Below are 19,199 nucleotides of genomic sequence, written 5' to 3' on the forward strand. Positions count from 1 at the left end.
CACAAGAAATAACAGAGAAGGAATCACCCCATGTATGCCTTCACACTCGAACGGCCCGCCAGCGTGGCAGATGCCACCCGGTTGATCGCCGCGGGCGGCAAGCCACTGGCCGGCGGACAGACCCTGCTGGCCTCGATGAAGCTGCGGCTGTCGGCGCCTGAACAGCTCGTCGACCTCAGCGGCATCAAGGAACTGACCGGCATCAAGAAGGATGGCGGCGCGATCACCATCGGCGCCATGTCGCGCCACCTCGACGTGGCGAACAATGCCGACGTGAAGGCCGCGTACCCCGCGCTGGCCGACCTCGCGTCGCGCATCGGCGACCGGCAGGTGCGCGCGATGGGCACGGTCGGCGGCTCGGTGGCCAACAACGACCCGGCGGCGTGCTACCCGAGCGCGGTGCTGGCCTCGGGCGCGACCATCGTCACCTCGAAGCGCGAGATTGCGGCCGACGACTTCTTCCAGGGCCTGTTCACCACGGCACTTGAAGAAGACGAGCTGATCGTCGCCATCCGCTTCCCGATTCCGAAGCGTGCGGTGTACGAGAAACTGCGCCAGAAGGCCTCCAACTTCCCACTGGTCGGCATCTTCCTGGCGCAGTACGACAGCGGCGTGCGCGTGGCCGTCACCGGCGCGGGCAACGGCGTGTTCCGCCATGCCGGGCTCGAAGACGCGCTCAACAAGAGCTTCACCGCCGCGGCAGCTGCCGCCGTGAAGATCGACGCGAGCGAACTGAACAGCGACCTGCATGCCTCGGCCGCCTACCGCGCGAACCTGATCAGCGTGCTGACGCAGCGCGCCGTGACCAAAGCACTCGGCTGAAGCAGCCCAGCGCCGCCGATCACCGGAAGGCGCGACAGCCTCGCGTCTTCCGCTACGCTTGCCCATGATCTTCCCGACCATCGACGCCCTTTCCGACGGCTTGCGACAGGCCGGCTACTTTGCCGACCGCCGCCTGGCCACCGCGGTGTTCCTCGCCCTCAAGCTGCAGCGTCCGCTGCTGCTCGAAGGCGAGCCCGGCGTCGGCAAGACCGAGCTGGCCAAGGCGCTGTCGACGGCCCTGAACCGCGAGCTGCTGCGCCTGCAGTGCTACGACGGCATGGAGCAGCGCGAAGCGCTCTATGAATGGAACTACGCCGCGCAGCTGCTGCACATGCGCGCCGCCGAAGCCACCGGGGCTGCACGCGACGTGGAGGCCGAGGTCTACCAGCCGCACTACCTGATCCGCCGCCCGCTGCTGCAGGCACTGCAGACGCCGGCGCCCGGCTCGGTGCTGCTGATCGACGAGGTCGACCGCGCCGACGAGCCCTTCGAAGCCTTCCTGCTCGAGTACCTGGGCGAGTACCAGGTCAGCATTCCCGAGCTGGGCACCGTGCGCGCCGTGGTGCCGCCAGTGACGCTGCTCACCAGCAACCGCACGCGCGAACTCAACGACGCCGTGAAGCGGCGCTGCCTCTACCACTGGCTCGACTACCCCGAGCGCGAGCGCGAACTCGCCATCGTGCGCGCGCAGGTGCCGCAGGCCGGCGAGGTACTGTCGGCGCAGGTGGCGGCCTTTGTCGCGCGGCTGCGTTCGGCGCCGTTCGTCAACGCCTTCCAGCGCGCGCCCGGCATCGCCGAAAGCGTGGAGTGGGCGCGGGCGCTCATCGCGCTCGACACCGTCGAACTCGACCCCGAGGTGGTCGTCGACACCGCCGGCATCCTGTTCAAGCAGCGCGACGACGTGGCGGCGCTGACGCACGAGCTGGCCTCCGATCTGCTGAGGCCCGAGGAACCGCTCGCGAGCTGAGCGAGGCCGAGGCACCTACATGGCCGGCATCCAGCAACTCGGCGACGTCCGCAGCGGCAAGCTGGCAGGCAACATCGCCGCCTTCGGCCGCGCACTGCGCCGCGCCGGCGTGCGCACCGACGCCATGCGCATCGCACTCGCGACCGAGGCGGTCACGCTGGTCGGCGTGGAAGACAAGCTCGACCTGAGCGCCGCGATGGAAGCCGTGATGGTCAGCCGCGAGCAGGACCGGCTGGTGTTCCGTGAACTCTTTGATGCCTGGTTCCGCGACCCCGAGCTCGCCAACAAGCTGCTCGCCCAGATGCTGCCCAGCGCCGAGGGCAAGGCCGAGCCCTCCAAGCGTCGGCCGCGCGTGCGCGAGGCGCTGAGCCCGCCGCGCGACGCCGTGAAGCCCGCGGCACCGACCAAGCCCGACGAGGAAATCAAGTTCGACGCCGCCATGACGGCCAGCGACCGCCAGCGGCTGCAGCATGCGGACTTCAATGCGCTCGGCGCGGCCGAGTACCGGCTGGTCGAGCGGCTGGCGCGCGACATCCGCTTGCCGGTGCCCGAACTGCCCACGCGCCGCCTGCGCCCGGCGGGCGACGCCGGCCGTGCGCACGCCCGCATGCACTGGCCCGGCGTGCTGCACGAGGCGGCCCGCACCGGCGGCGAGATCCTGCGCCTGCCCCGGCTGGCGCGGCGCGAGCAGCCCTTGCCGCTGCTGGTGCTGGTCGACGTGTCGGGCTCGATGGAGCGCTACGCACGCCTGCTGCTGGCCTTTCTGCATGCCGCCACGCGGCGCGCCGGCCGGCGCGACGTGTTCGCCTTCGGCACGCGGCTGACCGACCTCACGCCGGCCTTCCGGCTGGCCGACACCGACGCCATGCTGGGAGCCGCCAGCCTGGCCATCGACGATTTCGCGGGCGGCACGCGGCTGGGCGGCTCGCTGGCCGAGCTGCGCCAGTCGCATGCGCGCCGGCTCATCGGCCGCCGCACGCTGGTGCTGGTGATCAGCGACGGCCTCGACACGGGCGAGCCCGCGCAGCTCGAGACCGAGCTGCAGTGGCTCAAGCGGCATTCGCGTCGGCTGCTGTGGCTCAACCCGCTGCTGCGCTTCGAGGGCTACGCCCCTCTGGCGCGTGGGGCCGCCGTGCTGCACCGCCATGCGGACGCGATGCTGGCGGTCCACAATCTGAATGCACTCGAACAGCTGGCCGCCAGCCTGGCCGCGCTGATGCGCGCCAGTCGCTAGGGCCGGACTCAGGAAGGAACAAAGGAAACCCACCATGGAAATGCTCGGAAACCGCCGCCTCGGCGTCACCCAACAACAGGCCTGGGACGCGCTCAACGACCCCGAGACGCTCAAGAAGTGCATCCCCGGCTGCGACAAGTTCGAGCTCACGGGCGACAACACCTACAGCGTGGCGCTGGCCGTGAAGATCGGCCCGGTGTCGGCCAAGTTCAGCGGCAAGGTGATGCTGTCGGACATCGTCGCGCCCGACGGCTACAAGCTCACCTTCGAGGGGCAGGGCGGCGTGGCGGGGTTTGCCAAGGGCTCGTCGAGCGTGTCGCTCAAGCCGGTGGCCGGCGCATCGGAAGCGGCACCCGTCGTGGCCGCGACCGACGGCGCACCTGCCGCCGAGGCCGCCCCCGTGGCTGCGGCGCCCGCCGGCTGCGAACTCGACTACACCGTGCAGGCCCAGGTCGGCGGCAAGATCGCCCAGCTCGGCCAGCGCCTGATCGACGGTGCGGCCAAGTCCACCGCCGACGATTTCTTCAAGCGCTTCGAGGCCGAGATGCAAAGCCGCTACGGCCCGCCGCCCGCACCGCCCGCGGAAGCGGCGACCGAGGCGCCTGCCGAGAAGGCCGGCGTGATGTCGGGCCTCATGAAGAAGATGGGCTTCGGCAAGAAGGACGGCGAAGACGCCGCCACCCCGGGCGACGCCGCCTGACGCACAAGGTCCTGCCATGGAAAACCTCGACGTCATGGTGCTGCGCACGCTGCGCGACTGGCGGCGTGCCGGCAAGCGCGCGCTGCTGACCACCGTGGTGCGCACCTGGGGCTCGTCGCCGCGGCCCGTGGGCTCGATCATGGCGCTGGCCGAGGACGGCGCCGTGGTCGGCTCGGTCTCGGGCGGCTGCATCGAGGACGATCTCATCGCGCGCTACAGCCACGCCCACGGCAAGGGCGAAGACGTGCCGCTGGGCGCGCCGCCCGCGCTCGTCAAGTACGGCATCACGGCCGACGAGGCGCACCGCTTCGGGCTGCCCTGCGGCGGCACGCTCGAGCTGCTGCTCGAATACGCGCCCGACGCCGACGCGCTCGACACGCTGGTCGCCGAGCTCGAACGCGGCAAGCTCATGCGCCGCACGGTGACGCTGGCCACCGGCGCGGTGCGGCTGGCCGAGGCGACCGCGCCCGACGAGCTCACGGTGAACGACACCGAGCTCACCAACACCTTCGGCCCCGAGTACCGCATGCTGCTGATCGGTGCCGGCCAGCTCGCCGAGTACCTGGCGACCATGGCCAAGTTCAGCGGCTTCGCCGTGACGCTGTGCGACCCGCGTGCCGAGTACCGCACCGCGTGGACGCTGTCCGGCGTGACGATCACCACCGAAATGCCCGACGACGCCGTGCTGGCCTTCAAGCCCGACCGCCGCAGCTGCGTGGTCGCGCTCACGCACGACCCCAAGCTGGACGACCTCGCGCTGCTCGAAGCGCTGCAGAGCGAGGCCTTCTATGTGGGCGCCATCGGCTCGCGCCGCAACGCCGATGCGCGGCGCGACCGCATGATCGAGCACTTCGACCAGACGGCCGAGTCGCTCGCGCGCCTGCGCGGGCCCATCGGCATCTTCATCGGCAGCAAGACGCCGCCCGAGATCGCGGTGAGCGTGATGGCGGAGATCCTGGCGGTGAAGAACGCGGTGACGCTGCCGCGCGAAGTCGAAGTGGCGCGCGCCAAGGAAATCCAGCAGCTGCAACCGAGCTGAACTGAAGGACGAGGCGCGGCTCAGTCCACGCCCAGCAGGTCGTAGATGCGGCGCACGTACTCGCCGAACTCCGGGCTGGTCTTCACGTGCAGTTTGCGCGGCTCGGGCAGGTCGATGCGGAAGAAGTCGGCCATGCGCGCCGGCCCGGCCGTGAGCACGGCGCAGTGCGAACCCAGGAACACCGCCTCCTGGATGCTGTGAGTGACCACGATGAAGGTCTTGCGGCTGCGCTCCCAGATGCGCAGCATCTCCAGGTTCATCTTCTCGCGCGTGAGCGCATCGAGTGCGCCGAAGGGCTCGTCCATGAGCACCAGCTTCGGGTCGTGGATGAGCGCGCGTGCAATGGCGGCGCGCTGCTGCATGCCGCCCGAGAGTTCGTAGGGCAGCTTGTCGGCGAAGCCCGTGAGGCCGACCATGTCGAGCAGCTCGTGCGCGCGCGCCTTGGCGGCCTTGCGGTCCAGCCCGAGGATGTCGGCGGGCAGCAGCACGTTCTCCAGAATCGTGCGCCACTTCAGCAGCAGCGGCTGCTGGAACACCATGCCGACGTCGCGGCCCGGGTTGAAGCCCGTGCCGCCAGGGCCGCCGATTTCGAGCGTGCCGCCGTCGTGGCCGTGCAGGCCCGACAGGATCTTCAGCAGCGTCGACTTGCCGCAGCCCGAGGGGCCGACCAGCGAGATCATGTCGCCCGCATGCACGTCCATCGTGACGTCGGAGACGGCGAGGAACTCCTCGTTGCGCTTGCGGTAGACCTTGCGCAGCTGCCGCATGCGGATCAGCGGTGCCGACTCCTGCGGTTGCAGCACGGCGCTCATGCCAGCCACCGTGCCAGGTTGTCGCGCACGAAGGCGTCGTCGGACAGGTCGCCGTGCTGGCGGTAGACGCGATCGATCTCCGCCGATTGGCCCTGGCCCAGGCCTTCTTCGGGATCGAGGCACCAGATGCCTTCGAGCAGGCCCTGGCGCCGCAGCACCTCGTGGCAGCCCGCGATGCAGCCGTGGAAGTTGTTCGCCACGTCGAAGAAGGCGGCGTTGCAGTCGGTCACGCGCGAATCGAGCGCGAGCAGGGCGGGGCTCAGCGCGCCGCCGCTGGCGGCCAGCTCGGCCTTGATCTGCTGCAGCTGGTGCACCGCGCTCGACGTCCACACCGACCAGTGGCCCAGCAGGCCGCCACGAAAGCGCACCTGCACGGGCGCGCCGTCGCGCATCGCGGCAAAGGGCAGCGCCAGGTCGAGCACGATGTGGTCGTCGTTGCCTGTGTAGAGGAACACGCGCTCCTCGGCGCGCGCATCGACCAGCCCGCGCACCACGTCGATGCTGCGGTAGCGGTTGAAGGGCGCGACCTTGATCGCTAGCGCGTTGGGAATGAGCGCGAAGCGGCGCCAGAAGTCGCTCGACAGGATCGGGCCGCCGACCACGGTCTGCAGGTAGAAGCCGATCAGCGGAATCTCCTGCGCCACCGCCTCGCAGTGGGCGATGAGTGCATCTTCCGACGCACCGGCCAGCGCCGCGAGGCTCAGCAGCCCCGCGTGATAGCCCAGGGAGACGGCGGTGCGAGCCTCGGCCTGCGCCTGAGCGGTCGGGCCGCACAGGCCGGCGATCATCGCCATCGGGCGGTCGCTCCAGGCCAGGCGGTCCTGCATCGCAGCCTCGAGCACGGTCGCGTACAGGCCGCGCTCGCGGATCGCGAACTGCGTGGTGTGCACGCCCACCGCGAGGCCGCCGACGCCGGCATCGACGTAGTAGCGCGTGAGCGCGCGCTGGCGCCTGCGGTCGAACTGGCGGTCGGGGTCGAGCGCGAGCGGATGCGCCGGGATGACGGTGCCTTGCGACAGCAGCGCAAGCACGTCGGCGGGAAGGTCGGAGCGGTTCAGTGGCATGGGCGAAGGTCCTCAGGCGAACTCGGGGCCGGCGATGGCGTGGATGAAGGCGGGGTGTCCGGTGGGCGGCTGCGCGCCCTCGCGCGTGGCCAGCGCCATGCGTGCGAAGCTGCGCTGCGGTGTGAAGCCGGCGGCGCGCAGCGCGGCGGTCATGGTCTTACGGTCGTCGGGCACGTCGACGTAGATGCGGCCGTTGATGCCGCGTGCGGCCTGCCTCAGCAGCGCGGCGGCGACGGCTTCGTCGGACGACAGCAGCGGCCCGATGTGGTGTGCGGTGCGGCCTGCGCGCACGAGGCCGAAGCCCAGGCCGTTGCGCACGCAGCGGCTGTCGTCGCGGCCGAGCAGGTCGGCGAGCACGGCGGGGCGCGCGAAGCCCAGCGCCTGCGCGTCGAGCGCCGCCAGGTTGCCGAGAGCGGGCTTGTCGGTGGCGAGCGATGCAGTGGCGGGCGCGGCCTCGCGCTGCCAGCGCGTGAGCCGCCACAGCGGCGTGAAGCCGAAGCTCGCATAGAGCGGCTCGCCCTGCGGCGTGGCGTCGAGCATCGCGACGAGGCCGGCGGTCTTCACCTGGTCGAGGCAGCGTGCGAACACCGCGCGGCCCAGGCCTTGTCCGCGCGCGGCCGGCATCACGAGGATCATGCTGATCCAGGCTACGCCTTCCATCGGCAGCACTGCGCCGCTGGCGATGAGCTGGCCCTTGTCGTCACGCATGCCATGCAGCGTGCCGAGCCGCTCGAACAGCCGCCAGTCGAGCGCGGTCTGGTTCCAGCCGCTCGCGGCAACCAGCGCGTCGAGCATCGGGGCGATGCCGGGCGTGATCGACGACAGGGCTTCGACGGCGGGCATGGTCATGGGCTCAGTACTTACCGTCGCGCGATTCGAATTTGGTCGGTTTGCCGTACTGACGCTGCTCGCGCGAGATCCAGTCAGCCACCCAGCGGATCTGCTGCGCCAGCGGCACGCGCGGGTAACCGAACAGGCGCTCGGCCTCGCCGGTGTTCATGAGCCACGCGGTCGGGGCCTCTTGCCCGTTGATCGTCACGGGCTTGTCGAACTGGCGCGCGAACTCTTCCGCGAGCCAGCGGATCGACGTCGTCTCGGGCCCGCTCACGTTCAGCGGCGAGGTCGGCACCGTGGCCGCCGCGAGGCAGCGCAGCGCCTGCGCGTTCGCGTCGCCCTGCCAGATCACGTTGACGTGGCCCATGGTCACGTCGACCGGCTCGCCGCGCCACACCTTGAGCGCCACGTCGGCCAGCACGCCGTAGCGCAGGTCGATGGCGTAGCTCAGGCGGAACAGGCGGCCCGGTGTGCCGTGGCGCTGCGAGAAGTACTCGAACATGCGCTCGCGGCCCACGCACGAGTTGGCGTACTCGCCGGGCGGGTTGGGTGCGTCGCTCTCGCTCGCGCCCTGGCTGGTCACCGGTACGAAGGGGTACACGCAAGCGGTCGAGAAGGCGACGATGCGCGAGGCATGGAAGTGCTCGGCCACCAGCGCCGGCACGTGCGCGTTCATGGCCCAGGTCAGCGGGTTGTCGGCGTCGGCGCCGAACTTGCGCCCGGCCATGAAGACCACGTTGGCGCACGGCGGCAGCGCGGCGATGGCGGCGCGGTCGAGCAGGTCGCAGGCGATGGTCTCGATGCCGTGCGCTTCGAGCGCTTCGCGCACGCCGGCTTCGCTGAAGCGAGCGACGGCGATCACGCGACGCCCGGGCATGGCGTTCTTCGCAAGGCGGGCCAGCGTGGGGCCCATCTTGCCGCCCACGCCGAGGATCATCAGGTCGCCGTCGAGGCGGGCCATGTCGCGCACGAGGTCGCGCGAGGGCGTGGCCAGGTAGTCTTCAAGCGCGGCTTCGCTCTCGAAGCGCTCGGGAAAGGGCAGGTCGTCGAGGACAGGCGTGGAGGTCATTGGATTCTTGCGTCCTGGGTGATGAAGAGGCGCTCCAGCAGAAGCACCAGCAGATAGAGCAGCACGCCCAGGCCCGTGATGAGCAGCACGGCCATGAAGACCGCGGGCGTGTCCAGCGAGGCCTGGACCTGGATCATCAGATAGCCCAGGCCGCGTTCCGAGGCGATGAACTCGCCCACCACCGCGCCCGCCACGGCGAGGATGGTGGCGACCTTCATGCCCGAGAACACGTACGGCAGCGAGCCCGGCAGCTGGATGTAGCGAAACAGCTGCCAGCGCGAACCCTTGAGCGCGCGCACCAGGTCGAGCAGCTCGGGCTCGGTCTCGTTCAGGCCGCGGATGGTGGTCAGCAGGATGGGGAAGAAGCACAGGCTGAAGGTGATGAGGATGTTCGGCCCGATGCCGTAGCTGAACCACACGATCACCAGCGGCCCCATCGCCACCTTCGGAATCATGTTGAGCGTGACCAGCAGCGGGAACACCAGCAGCATCAGCCGCTTGCTGGTGATGAAGAGCAGCGCGCAAAGAATGCCGAGCACCAGCCCCAGCGCGTAGCCGCCGAACACTTCGAGCGCGGTGACGCCGGTGTTCTTGAGCCAGCTGTAGTTCGGGTTGGCCAGCGTGGCCAGCACCTTCGAGGGCGCCGGCAGGATGAAGGGCTGGATCGCGAAGACCCGCACCGCGAGCTCCCACAGCGCGATGCCCGCCAGATGCACCGCGACCACGAGGGCCCAGCGCTGCCATTCGGGGCGCTCGCCCGACAAGGGCGTGGAAGCGAGGGGCGCCAGCGCGCCGTCGGGTGCCGTCATGTCTGTTCCTGGGTCAGGGAAGAAGCAATGCGGCGAATCATAGGAGTCGCCACGACCCGAGTCAACCAACTAGTTGATAATTTTCATGCGGCGGCCTTGTCGGGCCGCAAGGCGTTGAGCGCGAACTCGATCACATGCCGGCGCCGCTGCAGCAGCGCGCCGCGCGCATCGAGCGGTTTGCCGAAGATGGCCGACAGCGTGTGGTTGTTGGAGAAGAAGAAGTACGAGATGCCGGCGATCGAGATGTATAGGTTGATCGCATCGAAGTCGGGCCGGAACACGCCGGCCGCCACACCGCGCTCGAGCGTGGCTTCGAGCATCTCGATGAAGGGCGAGTGCATCTTCTGCAGCCGCTCCGACTCGCGCAGGTGCGCGCCGTGGTTGCGGTTCTCGTCGGCCAGCAGCGCGATGAACTCGGGGTGCTCGGCCAGGTAGTCGAACGAGAAGGCCACCAGCTGTTTCATGGCCTCCAGCGGTTCGAGCGCGTCGAGCGTGAGCTTCTGTTCCTTCTCGCGGATCTCGGCATAGACCGACTCGAGCGCCACCAGGTACAGCCCCTGCTTGCTGTCGAAGTAGTGGTACACGAGCTGCTTGTTGACGCCGGCGTTGGCGGCGATCTCGTCGACGCGCGCGCCTGCGAAGCCCTTGGTGGCGAACTCGGCCACCGCGGCGGCGATGAGGGCTTGCTTGGCGGCGACGGGGTCGCGCTCGCGTTTCGTGGCGACGGCGGTGCGGGCGGGGGTGGCGGGGCTCGCGGGCTTGGTGGCGGTCATGGTGTTTTTGATTCTCCCGGCAGGGGCAACGCAGTCTGGATGATCTGGATTGCCTGTCAACCAAACAGTTGGTAATATGAATTTCAGGACCTGTTTTTACCTTCTTTTGGAGTGTTCCGCATGAAAAAGCTGTTGTCGGCCGCCGGCGCCACCGCCTTGCTCATGGCCTCGGCCCCCGCCGCGTTCGCGGCCGATGCCATGAGCCTGATGCTCAACTGGACACCCACGGCCGATCATGCGCCGATCTATTTCGCGAAGGCCAAGGGCTGGTACACCGAGGCGGGCATCGACCTGAACATCGAGGCCGGCAAGGGCTCGGCCGTGTCGGCGCAGCGCGTGGGCACCGGCGGCAGCGACCTGGGCATTTCCGACCTGCCCACCACGATCCAGGCCAAGGGCAAGGGCGCCGACGTGAAGGCCGTGATGGTCATCTACGCCAACAGCCCGCAGGGCTTCTACTGGCTCAAGTCCTCGGGCATCAATGGGCCGAAAGATTTCGCGGGCCGCAAGATCGGCAACCCGCCGGGCGATGCCGCGCGCCTCATGTGGCCGGCCTTCGCCAAGAAGGTGGGGCTCGACCCGGCCAGCGTGACCTTCGTCAACGTGAGCCCGCAGGCCAAGGTGGCGGCGCTGAAGAGCAAGTCGGTCGACATCATCAGCGACTTCTACAACGAGCACGACCTGAAGGCGCGCGAGTTCGGCGCCGACCTGGGCTTTCAGCCGTGGCGCGACGCGGGCGTGAACGTGTACGGCAACTCGCTGATCGTGAACGGCCCGTACCTCGCGAAGAACCCCGGCCAGGTGAAGAAGTTCGTGGCCGTGACGCAGCGTGCCTACGACGCCTGCGTGAAGAGCTTCGAGCCCTGCCTGCAGGCGCTGCAGGCCAGCGTGAGCGGCCTCACGCCCGACAACCAGCGCGACCAGTGGAATCGCATCAAGCAGCTGATGCGTGACGACACGACGACCAAGGTGGCGCTCGGCGCCTTCGACGGTGCGCGCGTGAAGGCCGACTACGAGCTCGTGTCTTCGCTGATCGGCATCGACAAGGCCTACGACCCCGCGACGCTCTTCACCAACGAGTTCCTCGACAAGGGCGTGCGCATGGCGCCCAACTGAGGCAAGGAGAAGGAGGGAGCCGCTTCAGCGCGACTCGGAGGAAGGCGGCACCTTCGTGTTGCCCTTCTGCCGTTCGCGGAAGAGGGCGGCACGCATCAGGAAGATGGTGGTGATCGGTGCCGTCAGCACGATGAACAGCACGATCAGCACCGCGTGCAGGAACAGGCTGAAGCCCTGCACCGAGAAGTAGGCGATGGTGGCCACCGTCAGGCACCAGGCGCCCACCGTGGCGCCCAGCGTGGGCGCATGGATGCGGCGGAAGAAGGTGGGCATGCGCACCAGGCCGAAGGAGCCGATGGCCGCGAAGGCCGCGCCCAGCACCGCGAACACGGCGGTGATGATCTCGGCCCAAAGAGGAAGTGCGGTGGTGCTCATTCGATGACCTCCCCGCGCAGCAAGAACTTGGCGATCGAGGTCGACCCTACGAAGCCGAACAGCGCCACCAGCATCGCCGCCTCGAAGTACACGCTGCTCGCGTAGTTGATGCCGAGCACCAGCATCATCAGCATGCCGTTGATGTACAGGCAGTCGAGCGCCATCACGCGGTCCTGCGCGGACGGGCCGGCCAGCAGGCGAAAGAGCGCGCACAGCATCGCCACGGCCAGCAGGAAGAGCGCGGCCTTCAGGGCCCAGAAGAGAACAGGCGTCATGATTCGAAAATCTCCATCAGCGGACGTTCGTAGCGGGTCTTGATCAGGGCGATGAAGGCCGCCTCGTCCTCGAGGTCGAACACGTGGATCAGCAGCGTGGTGCGGTCGAACGACACCTCGCCCCAGGCCGTGCCGGGCGTGAGGCACATGATCATCGCGAGCACGGCGAGGCCGTTGGGGTCGCGCATGTCCAGCGGAATCTGCACGAAGCGCGCCGAGATGTCGGCGGTGCGGCGCGTGAGCAGCAGCCGCGCCACGTCGTACGCCGACTTCAGCATGTCGAAGGTGACGAGGAACGACAGCCGCAGCGCCACGCCGGGCCGGCGCATGCGCACGGTGGCGGGGCGCAGGCCCTTGGTGATCAGCGGCACGGCAATGGCGAGCAGCGCGGCCGACAGCAGCGTGGCCGCTTCGAGCGATTGGTTGAGCAGCAGCCAGATGACGAACAGCGCGAACGACAGCGGCGGGGAAGGCATCAAGCGCTTCATGGCTTGGCCTCCTCTTTCTTCGCGGGCACCGGGTTGGGCTTCTGCTTGGCACCGAGCACGGCCTCGCGGTACGCAGTGGGCGTGCGCAGGCCGCCGGCGGTGGCCTGCGCGTGCTGCATCACGGGCTCGGCCCAGACGGTGAGCGCCACGCAGGCCGCGAGCAGGGCGGCCACCGGCAGCACCTCCAGCGCGGGCAGCGAGGGCATGGTGGCGTGGGGCTGCGTCCAGAAATGGCGGATACCGGTGCGGCTCAGGGCGATCAGCGAGAGAAAGCCCGAGACGATCAGCAGGCCTAGGAAGGTCCAGCCGGCCGAGGCCACGGCCCTGCCGTCGAGCAGGCCCGAGAGCATCGCGAACTTGCCGACAAAGCCCGACAGCGGCGGCAGGCCCGCCAGCAGCAGCGTGCACAGCATGAAGCTCAGGCCCAGGAAGGCCACGCCGGCCGGAATGGCGCGGCCGTAGAGCGCCTGGGCATCGTCGTCGAGGTTCACGTCGTCGAGCGCGCGCAGGTCTTCGGCCAGGAAGGGCGCGTTGCCCGCCGCCTCGTGCGGCGCGACGCTCATGCCCGCGTTGCGCCAGCGCTCGATCATGTCGATCAGCAGGAAGAAGGCCGCCACTGCGAGCGTCGAGCTCAGCATGTAGTACAGCGCGCCCGCCCACACGGCCGGATCGCCCAGCCCGACGGCGGCCAGCAACGTGCCCGCCGACACCAGCACGCTGAAGCCCGCGAGGTTTGACAGCCGCTGCGTGCCGACGATGCCGATGGCGCCCACGAACAGCGTCGCCAGCCCCACGCCCACCAGCGCGGCCTGCCCGAAGGCGGCCGAGGCGCCGGTGTCGGGCGCGAACAGCACGGTCCACAGGCGCAGCACGGTGTACACGCCGAGCTTGGTGAGCAGCGCAAACACCGCGCCCACCGGCGACACGGCCGCGCTGTAGGCCGGCACCAGCCAGAAGTTGAGCGGCCACGCGCCCGCTTTGGCGAAGAACGCGGTGGCCAGGATGGCTGCCGCCGCATGCACGAGGCCGCGGTCGCCCGGTGCCAGCTCGGCGATGCGCGCGCCCAGGTCGGCCATGTTGAGCGTGCCGGTCACGCCGTACAGGATGGCCGCGCCGATCAGGAACAGCGACGAGGCCGCGAGGTTGATCGCGATGTAGTGCAGCCCGGCGCGCACGCGCAGCCGGCCCGAGCCGTGCAGCAGCAGGCCGTACGAGGCTGCCAGCATCACTTCGAAGAATACGAACAGGTTGAACAGGTCGCCCGTGAGGAAGGCGCCGTTCAGGCCCATGAGTTGCAGCTGCAGCAGCGGATGAAAGTGCACGCCCGCGCGGTCCCAGCGCGAGGTGGAATAGATCGAGGCCGCGAAGGCGACCACGCCCGTGAGCGCGACCATCATGGTCGAGAGCCGGTCGGCCACCAGCGTGATGCCGAAGGGCGCGCGCCAGTTGCCCGGCAGGTACACGCCGATGGAGCCCGGGCCGCCGCCGGTGTCGGCCGCGTTCACCCAGCGCAGCAGCGCGAGCGCGGCCAGCAGGCCGACCAGGCCCGAGACCACGCTGAGGAACGACTTGGTGCGCCGGTGGTTCTCGTTCATCAGCAGCATCAGCGCCGCCGTGAGCATGGGCACGAGGATGGGCACTGCCACCAGGTGCGGCATGCTGAACTCGAGGAAGCGGTCGAGCAGGTGCAAGAGGTCGTTCATTCGACGGCCTCCCGCTCTTCACCGTCCACGTGGTCGGTGCCCGACAGGCCGCGCGAGGCGAGCATGACCACGAGGAACAGGGCGGTCATCGCGAAGCCGATCACGATGGCCGTGAGCACCAGCGCCTGCGGCATCGGGTCGGCCGTGTTGGCCAGCGTGGCCTTGAAGCCTTCGACCAGCACCGGCTCGCTGTCGACCTTGAGCCGGCCCATGCTGAAGATGAACAGGTTGACCGCGTACGAGATGAGCGTCAGGCCCATGATGACCTGGAAGGTGCGCGGGCGCAGTAGCAGGTACACGCCCGACCCGGTGAGCACGCCGATGGCGATGGCCAGCACGATTTCCATCAGCGGGCCCCTCCGGTGGCGGCAGCCGCTTCTTCGGCTTCGGCGGCCGCGCGGGCCTGCGCTTCTTTCTCTTCTTGTTCGTCGGCCCAGCGGTGGCTTCGGATGGACTGGTGGGCCAGCGCGGTCAGGATCAGCATGGTGGCGCCGAGCACCAGCGCGAACACGCCGATGTCGAAGAAGAGGGCGCTGGGCACGTGCATGTCGCCCAGCAGCGGCACGTGCACGTGCGCAGTGTGCGTGGTCAGGAACGGGTAGCCGAACACGATCGCGCCGCCGCCGGTGGCCAGCGCGAACAGCAGGCCGATGGCGATCCAGCGGCGCGGGTAGATGCGCAGGTGTTCTTCCACCCACTCGGTGCCCGAGACGATGAACTGCAGCACCAGCGCCACCGACATCACCAGCCCCGCGACGAAGCCGCCGCCGGGCGCGTTGTGGCCGCGCATGAAGAAATACACCGATACCAGCACGGCCACCGGCAGCACGAGGCGCACCAGCACGGCCGGCACCATCAGGTAGCCGATGGCGGAGTCGGTGGCGCGGCGCGGGTTCAGCAGGTCGCTGCTGCCGTCGTCGACCTGCAGCCGTTGCTGAATGGGCAGCGCCATCGATTCGATGGCCGGGCGGAAGCGCCGCAGCAGCGCATACACGGTGAGCGCCACGATGCCCAGCACCGTGATCTCGCCGAAGGTGTCGAAGCCGCGGAAGTCGACCAGCATCACGTTGACCACGTTGGTGCCGCCGCCTTCGGTGAGCGCGCGTTCGAGGAAGAAGGGCGAGATGCTCTGCGGGAAGGTGCGTGTCATCATCGCCCAGGCCAGCGCCGCCATGCCGCAGCCGGCGATGGTGGCCACCAGCAGGTCGCGCCCGCGTCGACCCCAGGGGCGCAGCCGCATGCGCGCGGGCTGCACCACGTCCTTGCTGCGCATCGGCAGCCAGCGCAGGCCCAGCAGGATGAGCACGGTGGTCACGGCCTCGACCACCAGCTGCGTCAGCGCCAGATCGGGTGCCGAGAACCAGATGTAGGTGACGCACGAGACCAGCCCGGCGCCCGCGGCCAGCATCAGCGCCGCGAGCCGGTGGAACTTGGCCTGCCAGGCGGCGGCCACGGCGCAGGTGCAGCCGATGAGCCAGGTCATCGCGAACATCGGCGAGAAGGGCAGCAGCTCGCGCGTGCCGCGATCGGCCGGCGTGGTCCACAGCGAGGCCGCGGCGCCGGCCACGGCCACCACCACCAGCCACAGCAGCTGCCATTGCAGGCGGCGCGTGCCGAAGAGGCGGCGGCTGCGCCGGCCGGCTTCGCTCAGCAGCGCGATCAGGTGTTCGAAGATGAGCTGCCCGTCGAAGTGGTGCAGCAGCGGCGTGTGCTCCAGGCGGCCACTGCCCAGCGGACGGCGCAGCAGCAGGTAGAGCACGGCGCCGCCCGCGAGCGCGACGAAGCTCATCATCAGCGGCAGGTTGAAGCCGTGCCACACGGCCAGGCTGTAGACGGGCAGCGTGCCGCCGACCACCGGCGTGGCCGCGGCCGCGAGCATCGGGCCGACCGACCAGGCCGGCGCCACGCCCACCACCAGGCACACCAGCACCAGCAACTCGACCGGCACGCGCATCCAGTGCGGCGGCTCGTGCGGGGGCTTGGGCACGTCGGGGCCACACGGAGGGCCGAAGAACACGTCGAACACGAAGCGCGCCGAGTACGCCACGCTGAAGATGCCCGCGAGGGTGGCGATGACCGGCAGGCTGAGGTCGATCCAGGGCGTGGCCTGGATGAAGACGGTCTCGGCGAAGAACATCTCCTTCGAGAGAAAACCGTTGAGCAGCGGCACGCCGGCCATCGAGGCGCTGGCGATGATGGCCAGCGTGCCCGTGATGGGCATCAGCCGCATCAGGCCGCTGAGCTTGCGGATGTCGCGCGTGCCGGTCTCGTGGTCGATGATGCCGGCCGCCATGAACAGCGAGGCCTTGAAGGTCGCGTGGTTCATCACGTGGAAGACCGCCGCGACGGCCGCCAGCGGGCTGTTCAGGCCCAGCAGCAGCGTGATGAGGCCCAGGTGCGAGATGGTCGAGTAGGCCAGCAGCGCCTTCAGATCGCGCTGGAACATGGCCGCGAAGCCGCCCAGCAGCAGCGTGATCGCGCCCGCGCCGCCCACCATCCAGAACCATTGCTCGGTGCCCGAGAGCACGGGCCACAGCCGCGCCATGAGAAACACGCCGAGCTTCACCATGGTGGCCGAGTGCAGGTAGGCCGACACCGGCGTGGGCGCGGCCATGGCGCGCGGCAGCCAGAAGTGGAACGGGAACTGCGCGCTCTTGGTGAACGCGCCGAGCAGGATCAGCACCAGCGCCACCGGGTACAGCGCGTGCGCGCGGATGATGTCGCCCGAGGCCAGCACGATGTCGAGCTCGTAGCTGCCGACGATGCGGCCCAGCACGAGCACGCCGGCCAAAAGGCACAGCCCGCCCGCGCCGGTGACGGTGAGCGCCATGCGCGCACCGCGCCGCGCGTCGCGCCGGTGGTGCCAGTAGCCGATGAGCAGGAAGGAGAACAGGCTGGTGAGCTCCCAGAACAGCACCATCTGGATCAGGTTGCCCGAGAGCACCACGCCCATCATCGCGCCCATGAACGCGAGGAAGAACGAGAAGAAGCGCGGCACCGGGTCGGAGGCCGACATGTAGTAGCGCGCATAGAGCACCACCAGCGCGCCGATGCCCAGCACCAGCATGCAGAACAGCCACGCGAAGCCGTCGAGGCGGAACACGAGGTTCAGGCCGAGGGCGGGCAGCCACTCGATCTCCTGGCGCAGCACGTTGCCGTGCGCGATCTGCGGAAAGAGCCAGGCGACCTGGATCGCGCAGCCCAATGCGACGAGCCCTGCAAGGGTCGACTCCCGGTTGCGCGCGTTGGACGGCATCAACGCGGCCAGCACGCTGGCAAGAAAGGGGAGTGCGACGAGAAGGGCGAGGGGCATCGGGGGTCGATTCTATCGACCGACCCTCTGGAGAGCCCCTGTCTATAACCGCAGGAGCACGGGCAGTTTTTTCGCTGTCACGAAGCCAGCACGAGCTGCACGCTGCGGATGCCCAGCCAGGTCAGCACCAGCGAGCCGCACAGGTGCAGCAGGCCGGTGCCCAGCGCCAGCAAGGGGCGTCCGCCGAGCAGCAGCGCGACCACTTCGGCCGAGAAGCTCGAGAAGGTCGTGAGCCCGCCGAGGAAACCGGTGATGAGCAGCAGCCGCCACACCGGGTCGAGCTGCGGCAGCGCCTGGAACACGGCCACGGCCACGCCGACGAGGTAGCCGCCGACGAGGTTGGCGGCCAGCGTGCCATAGGGCACGGGGCCGCCGGTGTTGAGCCACAGGCCCAGGCCCCAGCGGGCGAGGGCGCCGCACGAGGCGCCCACGCAGATCGCTAGAACCGGCAATAGAGGAGGCATCCGTTCCCTTGTTGTCGTCGCACTGTCATTTCTCCTTGCCCATCACCAGGTCGGGCAGGATCGTGACGATACCCGGGAACAGCGTGATCAGCGCGATGCACAGCACGAGGCAGAAGAAGAACGGAATGGCCGCCCTGGCGATCACGTTGCTGTCTTTTCCGGTCATGTTCTGCAGCACGAACAGGTTGAAGCCCACCGGCGGCGTGACCTCGGCGATCTCGACCAGCAGCACCACGAAGATGCCGAACCACACGAGGTCGAAGCCCGCCTTCTGGATCATCGGCAGCACCACCGCGCTGGTCAGCACGATCATCGAGATGCCGTCCAGCGCCGTGCCCAGCACCAGGTACACCACCACCAGCGCACCGATCAGCGCGTAAGGCGACAGGTGCATGCTGTCGACCCACTCGGCCAGCTCGCGCGGGATGCCGGTGAAGGCCATGGTCTTGGTCAGGAACGCGGCCCCGGCCAGGATGAACATGATCATGCAGCTGGTGCGCGTGGCGCCCATGATCCCGTCCTTGAAGTTCTGCCAGGTCAGGCTCTTGCCATAGGCCGCGATGGCCAGCGAGCCCAGCACGCCGAAGGCCGCGCACTCGGTGGCGGTGGCCCAGCCGGCCACCAGCACCCAGACGATGAACACGATCAGCAGCGCGCAGGGAATGAGGTTGCCTGAGAGCCTGATCTTCTCCATGAAGGTGGTGGGCGGGTCGGCCGGCGGCACCTGGTCGGGGTGGCGCAGGCTCCACCAGCCGATGTAGCCCGAGAACAGCAGCATCAGCAAAAAGCCCGGCAGGAAGCCGGCCAGGAAGATACGGATGATCGAGGCGTCGGCGGCCACCGCGTACACCACCATGGTGATCGAGGGCGGGATCAGGATGCCCAGCGTGCCGGCCGTGGCCAGCGAGCCGATGGCCAGCTTCTCGTTGTAGCCGCGGCGCTTGAGTTCGGGCAGCGCCACCTTGGCGATGGTCGCGCAGGTCGCGGCCGAGGAGCCCGAGACCGAGCCGAACACGCCGCAGCCGAGGATGGTGGTGTGCATGAGCCGGCCGGGCACGCGGTTGAGCCACGGGCGCAGGCCCTCGAACATCTCCTCGCTGAGCTTGGTTCTGAAGAGGATCTCGCCCATCCAGATGAACAGGGGCAGCGCCGCCAGCTCCCAGCTCGCATTGCTTTCCCAGAAGGCCGAGAACAGGTTCTTGCCGGGCAGCGTGTTGGTGAAGAAGGCCTGGCCGACCCAGCCGACGATGGCCAGGGTCATGGCGATCCAGACGCCGCCGGCGAGCAGCAACAGCATGATGCCGAGCAGCAGCGCGCCCATCAGAAGGGTTTCGAGCATCGG

20 protein-coding genes are annotated in these 19,199 nt (G+C 69.0%); 6 read left to right on the forward strand and 14 right to left on the reverse strand.

The genetic code is table 11. The features are described from left to right. Positions 1 to 30: 30 nt before the first annotated feature. The 5 genes from ACAM42_RS10580 to ACAM42_RS10600 all read left to right on the forward strand — a co-directional run bounded on the left by ACAM42_RS10580 (position 31) and on the right by ACAM42_RS10600 (position 4,762). Positions 31 to 822, forward strand: coding sequence for a xanthine dehydrogenase family protein subunit M (locus ACAM42_RS10580; RefSeq protein WP_369631978.1), 792 nt, complete (start codon positions 31 to 33; stop codon positions 820 to 822). Positions 823 to 886: 64 nt separating this feature from the next. Further along, the gene (locus ACAM42_RS10585) at positions 887 to 1,789 is read left to right on the forward strand and encodes a MoxR family ATPase (protein WP_070063989.1); all 903 of its coding nucleotides are present in this window, start codon (positions 887 to 889) and stop codon (positions 1,787 to 1,789) included. A 19-nt stretch (positions 1,790 to 1,808) separates the two neighbouring features. Then, positions 1,809 to 3,023: a VWA domain-containing protein gene (locus ACAM42_RS10590; RefSeq protein WP_369631979.1), complete on the forward strand. Its 1,215-nt coding sequence runs from the start codon at positions 1,809 to 1,811 to the stop codon at positions 3,021 to 3,023. 34 nt (positions 3,024 to 3,057) lie between these two features. Continuing rightward, positions 3,058 to 3,723, forward strand: coding sequence for a CoxG family protein (locus ACAM42_RS10595; protein WP_369631980.1), 666 nt, complete (start codon positions 3,058 to 3,060; stop codon positions 3,721 to 3,723). 16 nt (positions 3,724 to 3,739) lie between these two features. Beyond that, positions 3,740 to 4,762, forward strand: a complete 1,023-nt coding sequence (locus ACAM42_RS10600; RefSeq protein ID WP_062468715.1) for an XdhC family protein — start codon at positions 3,740 to 3,742, stop codon at positions 4,760 to 4,762. Between the two features lie 20 nt (positions 4,763 to 4,782). Here ACAM42_RS10600 and ACAM42_RS10605 read toward each other — a convergent pair whose 3' ends face one another. The 6 genes from ACAM42_RS10605 to ACAM42_RS10630 form a co-directional block, all read right to left on the reverse strand. Continuing rightward, a complete protein-coding gene (locus ACAM42_RS10605; protein ID WP_369631981.1) occupies positions 4,783 to 5,574 on the reverse strand; it encodes an ABC transporter ATP-binding protein in 792 nt (263 codons plus the stop codon). Continuing rightward, a complete protein-coding gene (locus tag ACAM42_RS10610; RefSeq protein ID WP_369631982.1) occupies positions 5,571 to 6,638 on the reverse strand; it encodes a dihydrodipicolinate synthase family protein in 1,068 nt (355 codons plus the stop codon). The genes ACAM42_RS10605 and ACAM42_RS10610 overlap by 4 nt, the downstream gene beginning before the upstream one ends. 12 nt (positions 6,639 to 6,650) lie before the next feature. Further along, a complete protein-coding gene (locus tag ACAM42_RS10615) occupies positions 6,651 to 7,487 on the reverse strand; it encodes a GNAT family N-acetyltransferase (RefSeq protein WP_369631983.1) in 837 nt (278 codons plus the stop codon). A gap of 4 nt (positions 7,488 to 7,491) precedes the next feature. After that, positions 7,492 to 8,541 (reverse strand): NAD-dependent epimerase/dehydratase family protein, encoded by a 1,050-nt coding sequence (locus ACAM42_RS10620; RefSeq protein ID WP_369631984.1) that lies wholly within the window; start codon positions 8,539 to 8,541, stop codon positions 7,492 to 7,494. After that, the gene (locus tag ACAM42_RS10625; protein ID WP_095946875.1) at positions 8,538 to 9,350 is read right to left on the reverse strand and encodes an ABC transporter permease; all 813 of its coding nucleotides are present in this window, start codon (positions 9,348 to 9,350) and stop codon (positions 8,538 to 8,540) included. The genes ACAM42_RS10620 and ACAM42_RS10625 overlap by 4 nt, the downstream gene beginning before the upstream one ends. A gap of 83 nt (positions 9,351 to 9,433) precedes the next feature. After that, positions 9,434 to 10,123, reverse strand: a complete 690-nt coding sequence (locus tag ACAM42_RS10630; RefSeq protein ID WP_159277844.1) for a TetR family transcriptional regulator — start codon at positions 10,121 to 10,123, stop codon at positions 9,434 to 9,436. A gap of 120 nt (positions 10,124 to 10,243) precedes the next feature. Here ACAM42_RS10630 and ACAM42_RS10635 point away from each other — a divergent pair, with 120 nt between their 5' ends. Further along, positions 10,244 to 11,239: an ABC transporter substrate-binding protein gene (locus ACAM42_RS10635; RefSeq protein WP_167394993.1), complete on the forward strand. Its 996-nt coding sequence runs from the start codon at positions 10,244 to 10,246 to the stop codon at positions 11,237 to 11,239. Positions 11,240 to 11,263: 24 nt separating this feature from the next. Here the strand turns inward: ACAM42_RS10635 and mnhG are convergent, their stop codons facing one another. The 8 genes from mnhG to ACAM42_RS10675 form a co-directional block, all read right to left on the reverse strand. After that, positions 11,264 to 11,614, reverse strand: a complete 351-nt coding sequence (gene mnhG, locus ACAM42_RS10640; protein WP_369631985.1) for a monovalent cation/H(+) antiporter subunit G — start codon at positions 11,612 to 11,614, stop codon at positions 11,264 to 11,266. Further along, on the reverse strand, positions 11,611 to 11,889 hold the full coding sequence (locus ACAM42_RS10645; RefSeq protein WP_062468691.1) for a K+/H+ antiporter subunit F: 279 nt from the start codon (positions 11,887 to 11,889) through the stop codon (positions 11,611 to 11,613). Before ACAM42_RS10645 ends, mnhG begins: the two co-directional genes overlap by 4 nt. Next, entirely contained in the window at positions 11,886 to 12,377 is a 492-nt protein-coding gene (locus ACAM42_RS10650; protein WP_062468688.1) for a Na+/H+ antiporter subunit E, read from the reverse strand. Before ACAM42_RS10650 ends, ACAM42_RS10645 begins: the two co-directional genes overlap by 4 nt. After that, positions 12,374 to 14,080: a monovalent cation/H+ antiporter subunit D gene (locus ACAM42_RS10655; protein WP_307694412.1), complete on the reverse strand. Its 1,707-nt coding sequence runs from the start codon at positions 14,078 to 14,080 to the stop codon at positions 12,374 to 12,376. Before ACAM42_RS10655 ends, ACAM42_RS10650 begins: the two co-directional genes overlap by 4 nt. After that, complete coding sequence (locus tag ACAM42_RS10660) at positions 14,077 to 14,427, reverse strand: Na+/H+ antiporter subunit C (RefSeq protein ID WP_056582686.1); 351 nt, start codon at positions 14,425 to 14,427, stop codon at positions 14,077 to 14,079. The genes ACAM42_RS10655 and ACAM42_RS10660 overlap by 4 nt, the downstream gene beginning before the upstream one ends. Next, positions 14,427 to 17,393 (reverse strand): monovalent cation/H+ antiporter subunit A, encoded by a 2,967-nt coding sequence (locus ACAM42_RS10665; protein ID WP_369631986.1) that lies wholly within the window; start codon positions 17,391 to 17,393, stop codon positions 14,427 to 14,429. Before ACAM42_RS10665 ends, ACAM42_RS10660 begins: the two co-directional genes overlap by 1 nt. A 77-nt stretch (positions 17,394 to 17,470) precedes the next feature. Next, positions 17,471 to 17,857 carry a fluoride efflux transporter CrcB gene (gene crcB, locus ACAM42_RS10670; protein WP_062468679.1) on the reverse strand — a complete coding sequence of 129 codons (387 nt, stop codon included), beginning with the start codon at positions 17,855 to 17,857 and terminating at the stop codon, positions 17,471 to 17,473. Positions 17,858 to 17,882: 25 nt separating this feature from the next. Continuing rightward, on the reverse strand, positions 17,883 to 19,196 hold the full coding sequence (locus ACAM42_RS10675; RefSeq protein ID WP_175497132.1) for a TRAP transporter large permease: 1,314 nt from the start codon (positions 19,194 to 19,196) through the stop codon (positions 17,883 to 17,885). Positions 19,197 to 19,199 lie beyond the last annotated feature (3 nt).

The organism is Variovorax sp. V35 (assembly GCF_041154465.1).
GTDB lineage: Bacteria > Pseudomonadota > Gammaproteobacteria > Burkholderiales > Burkholderiaceae_C > Variovorax > Variovorax boronicumulans.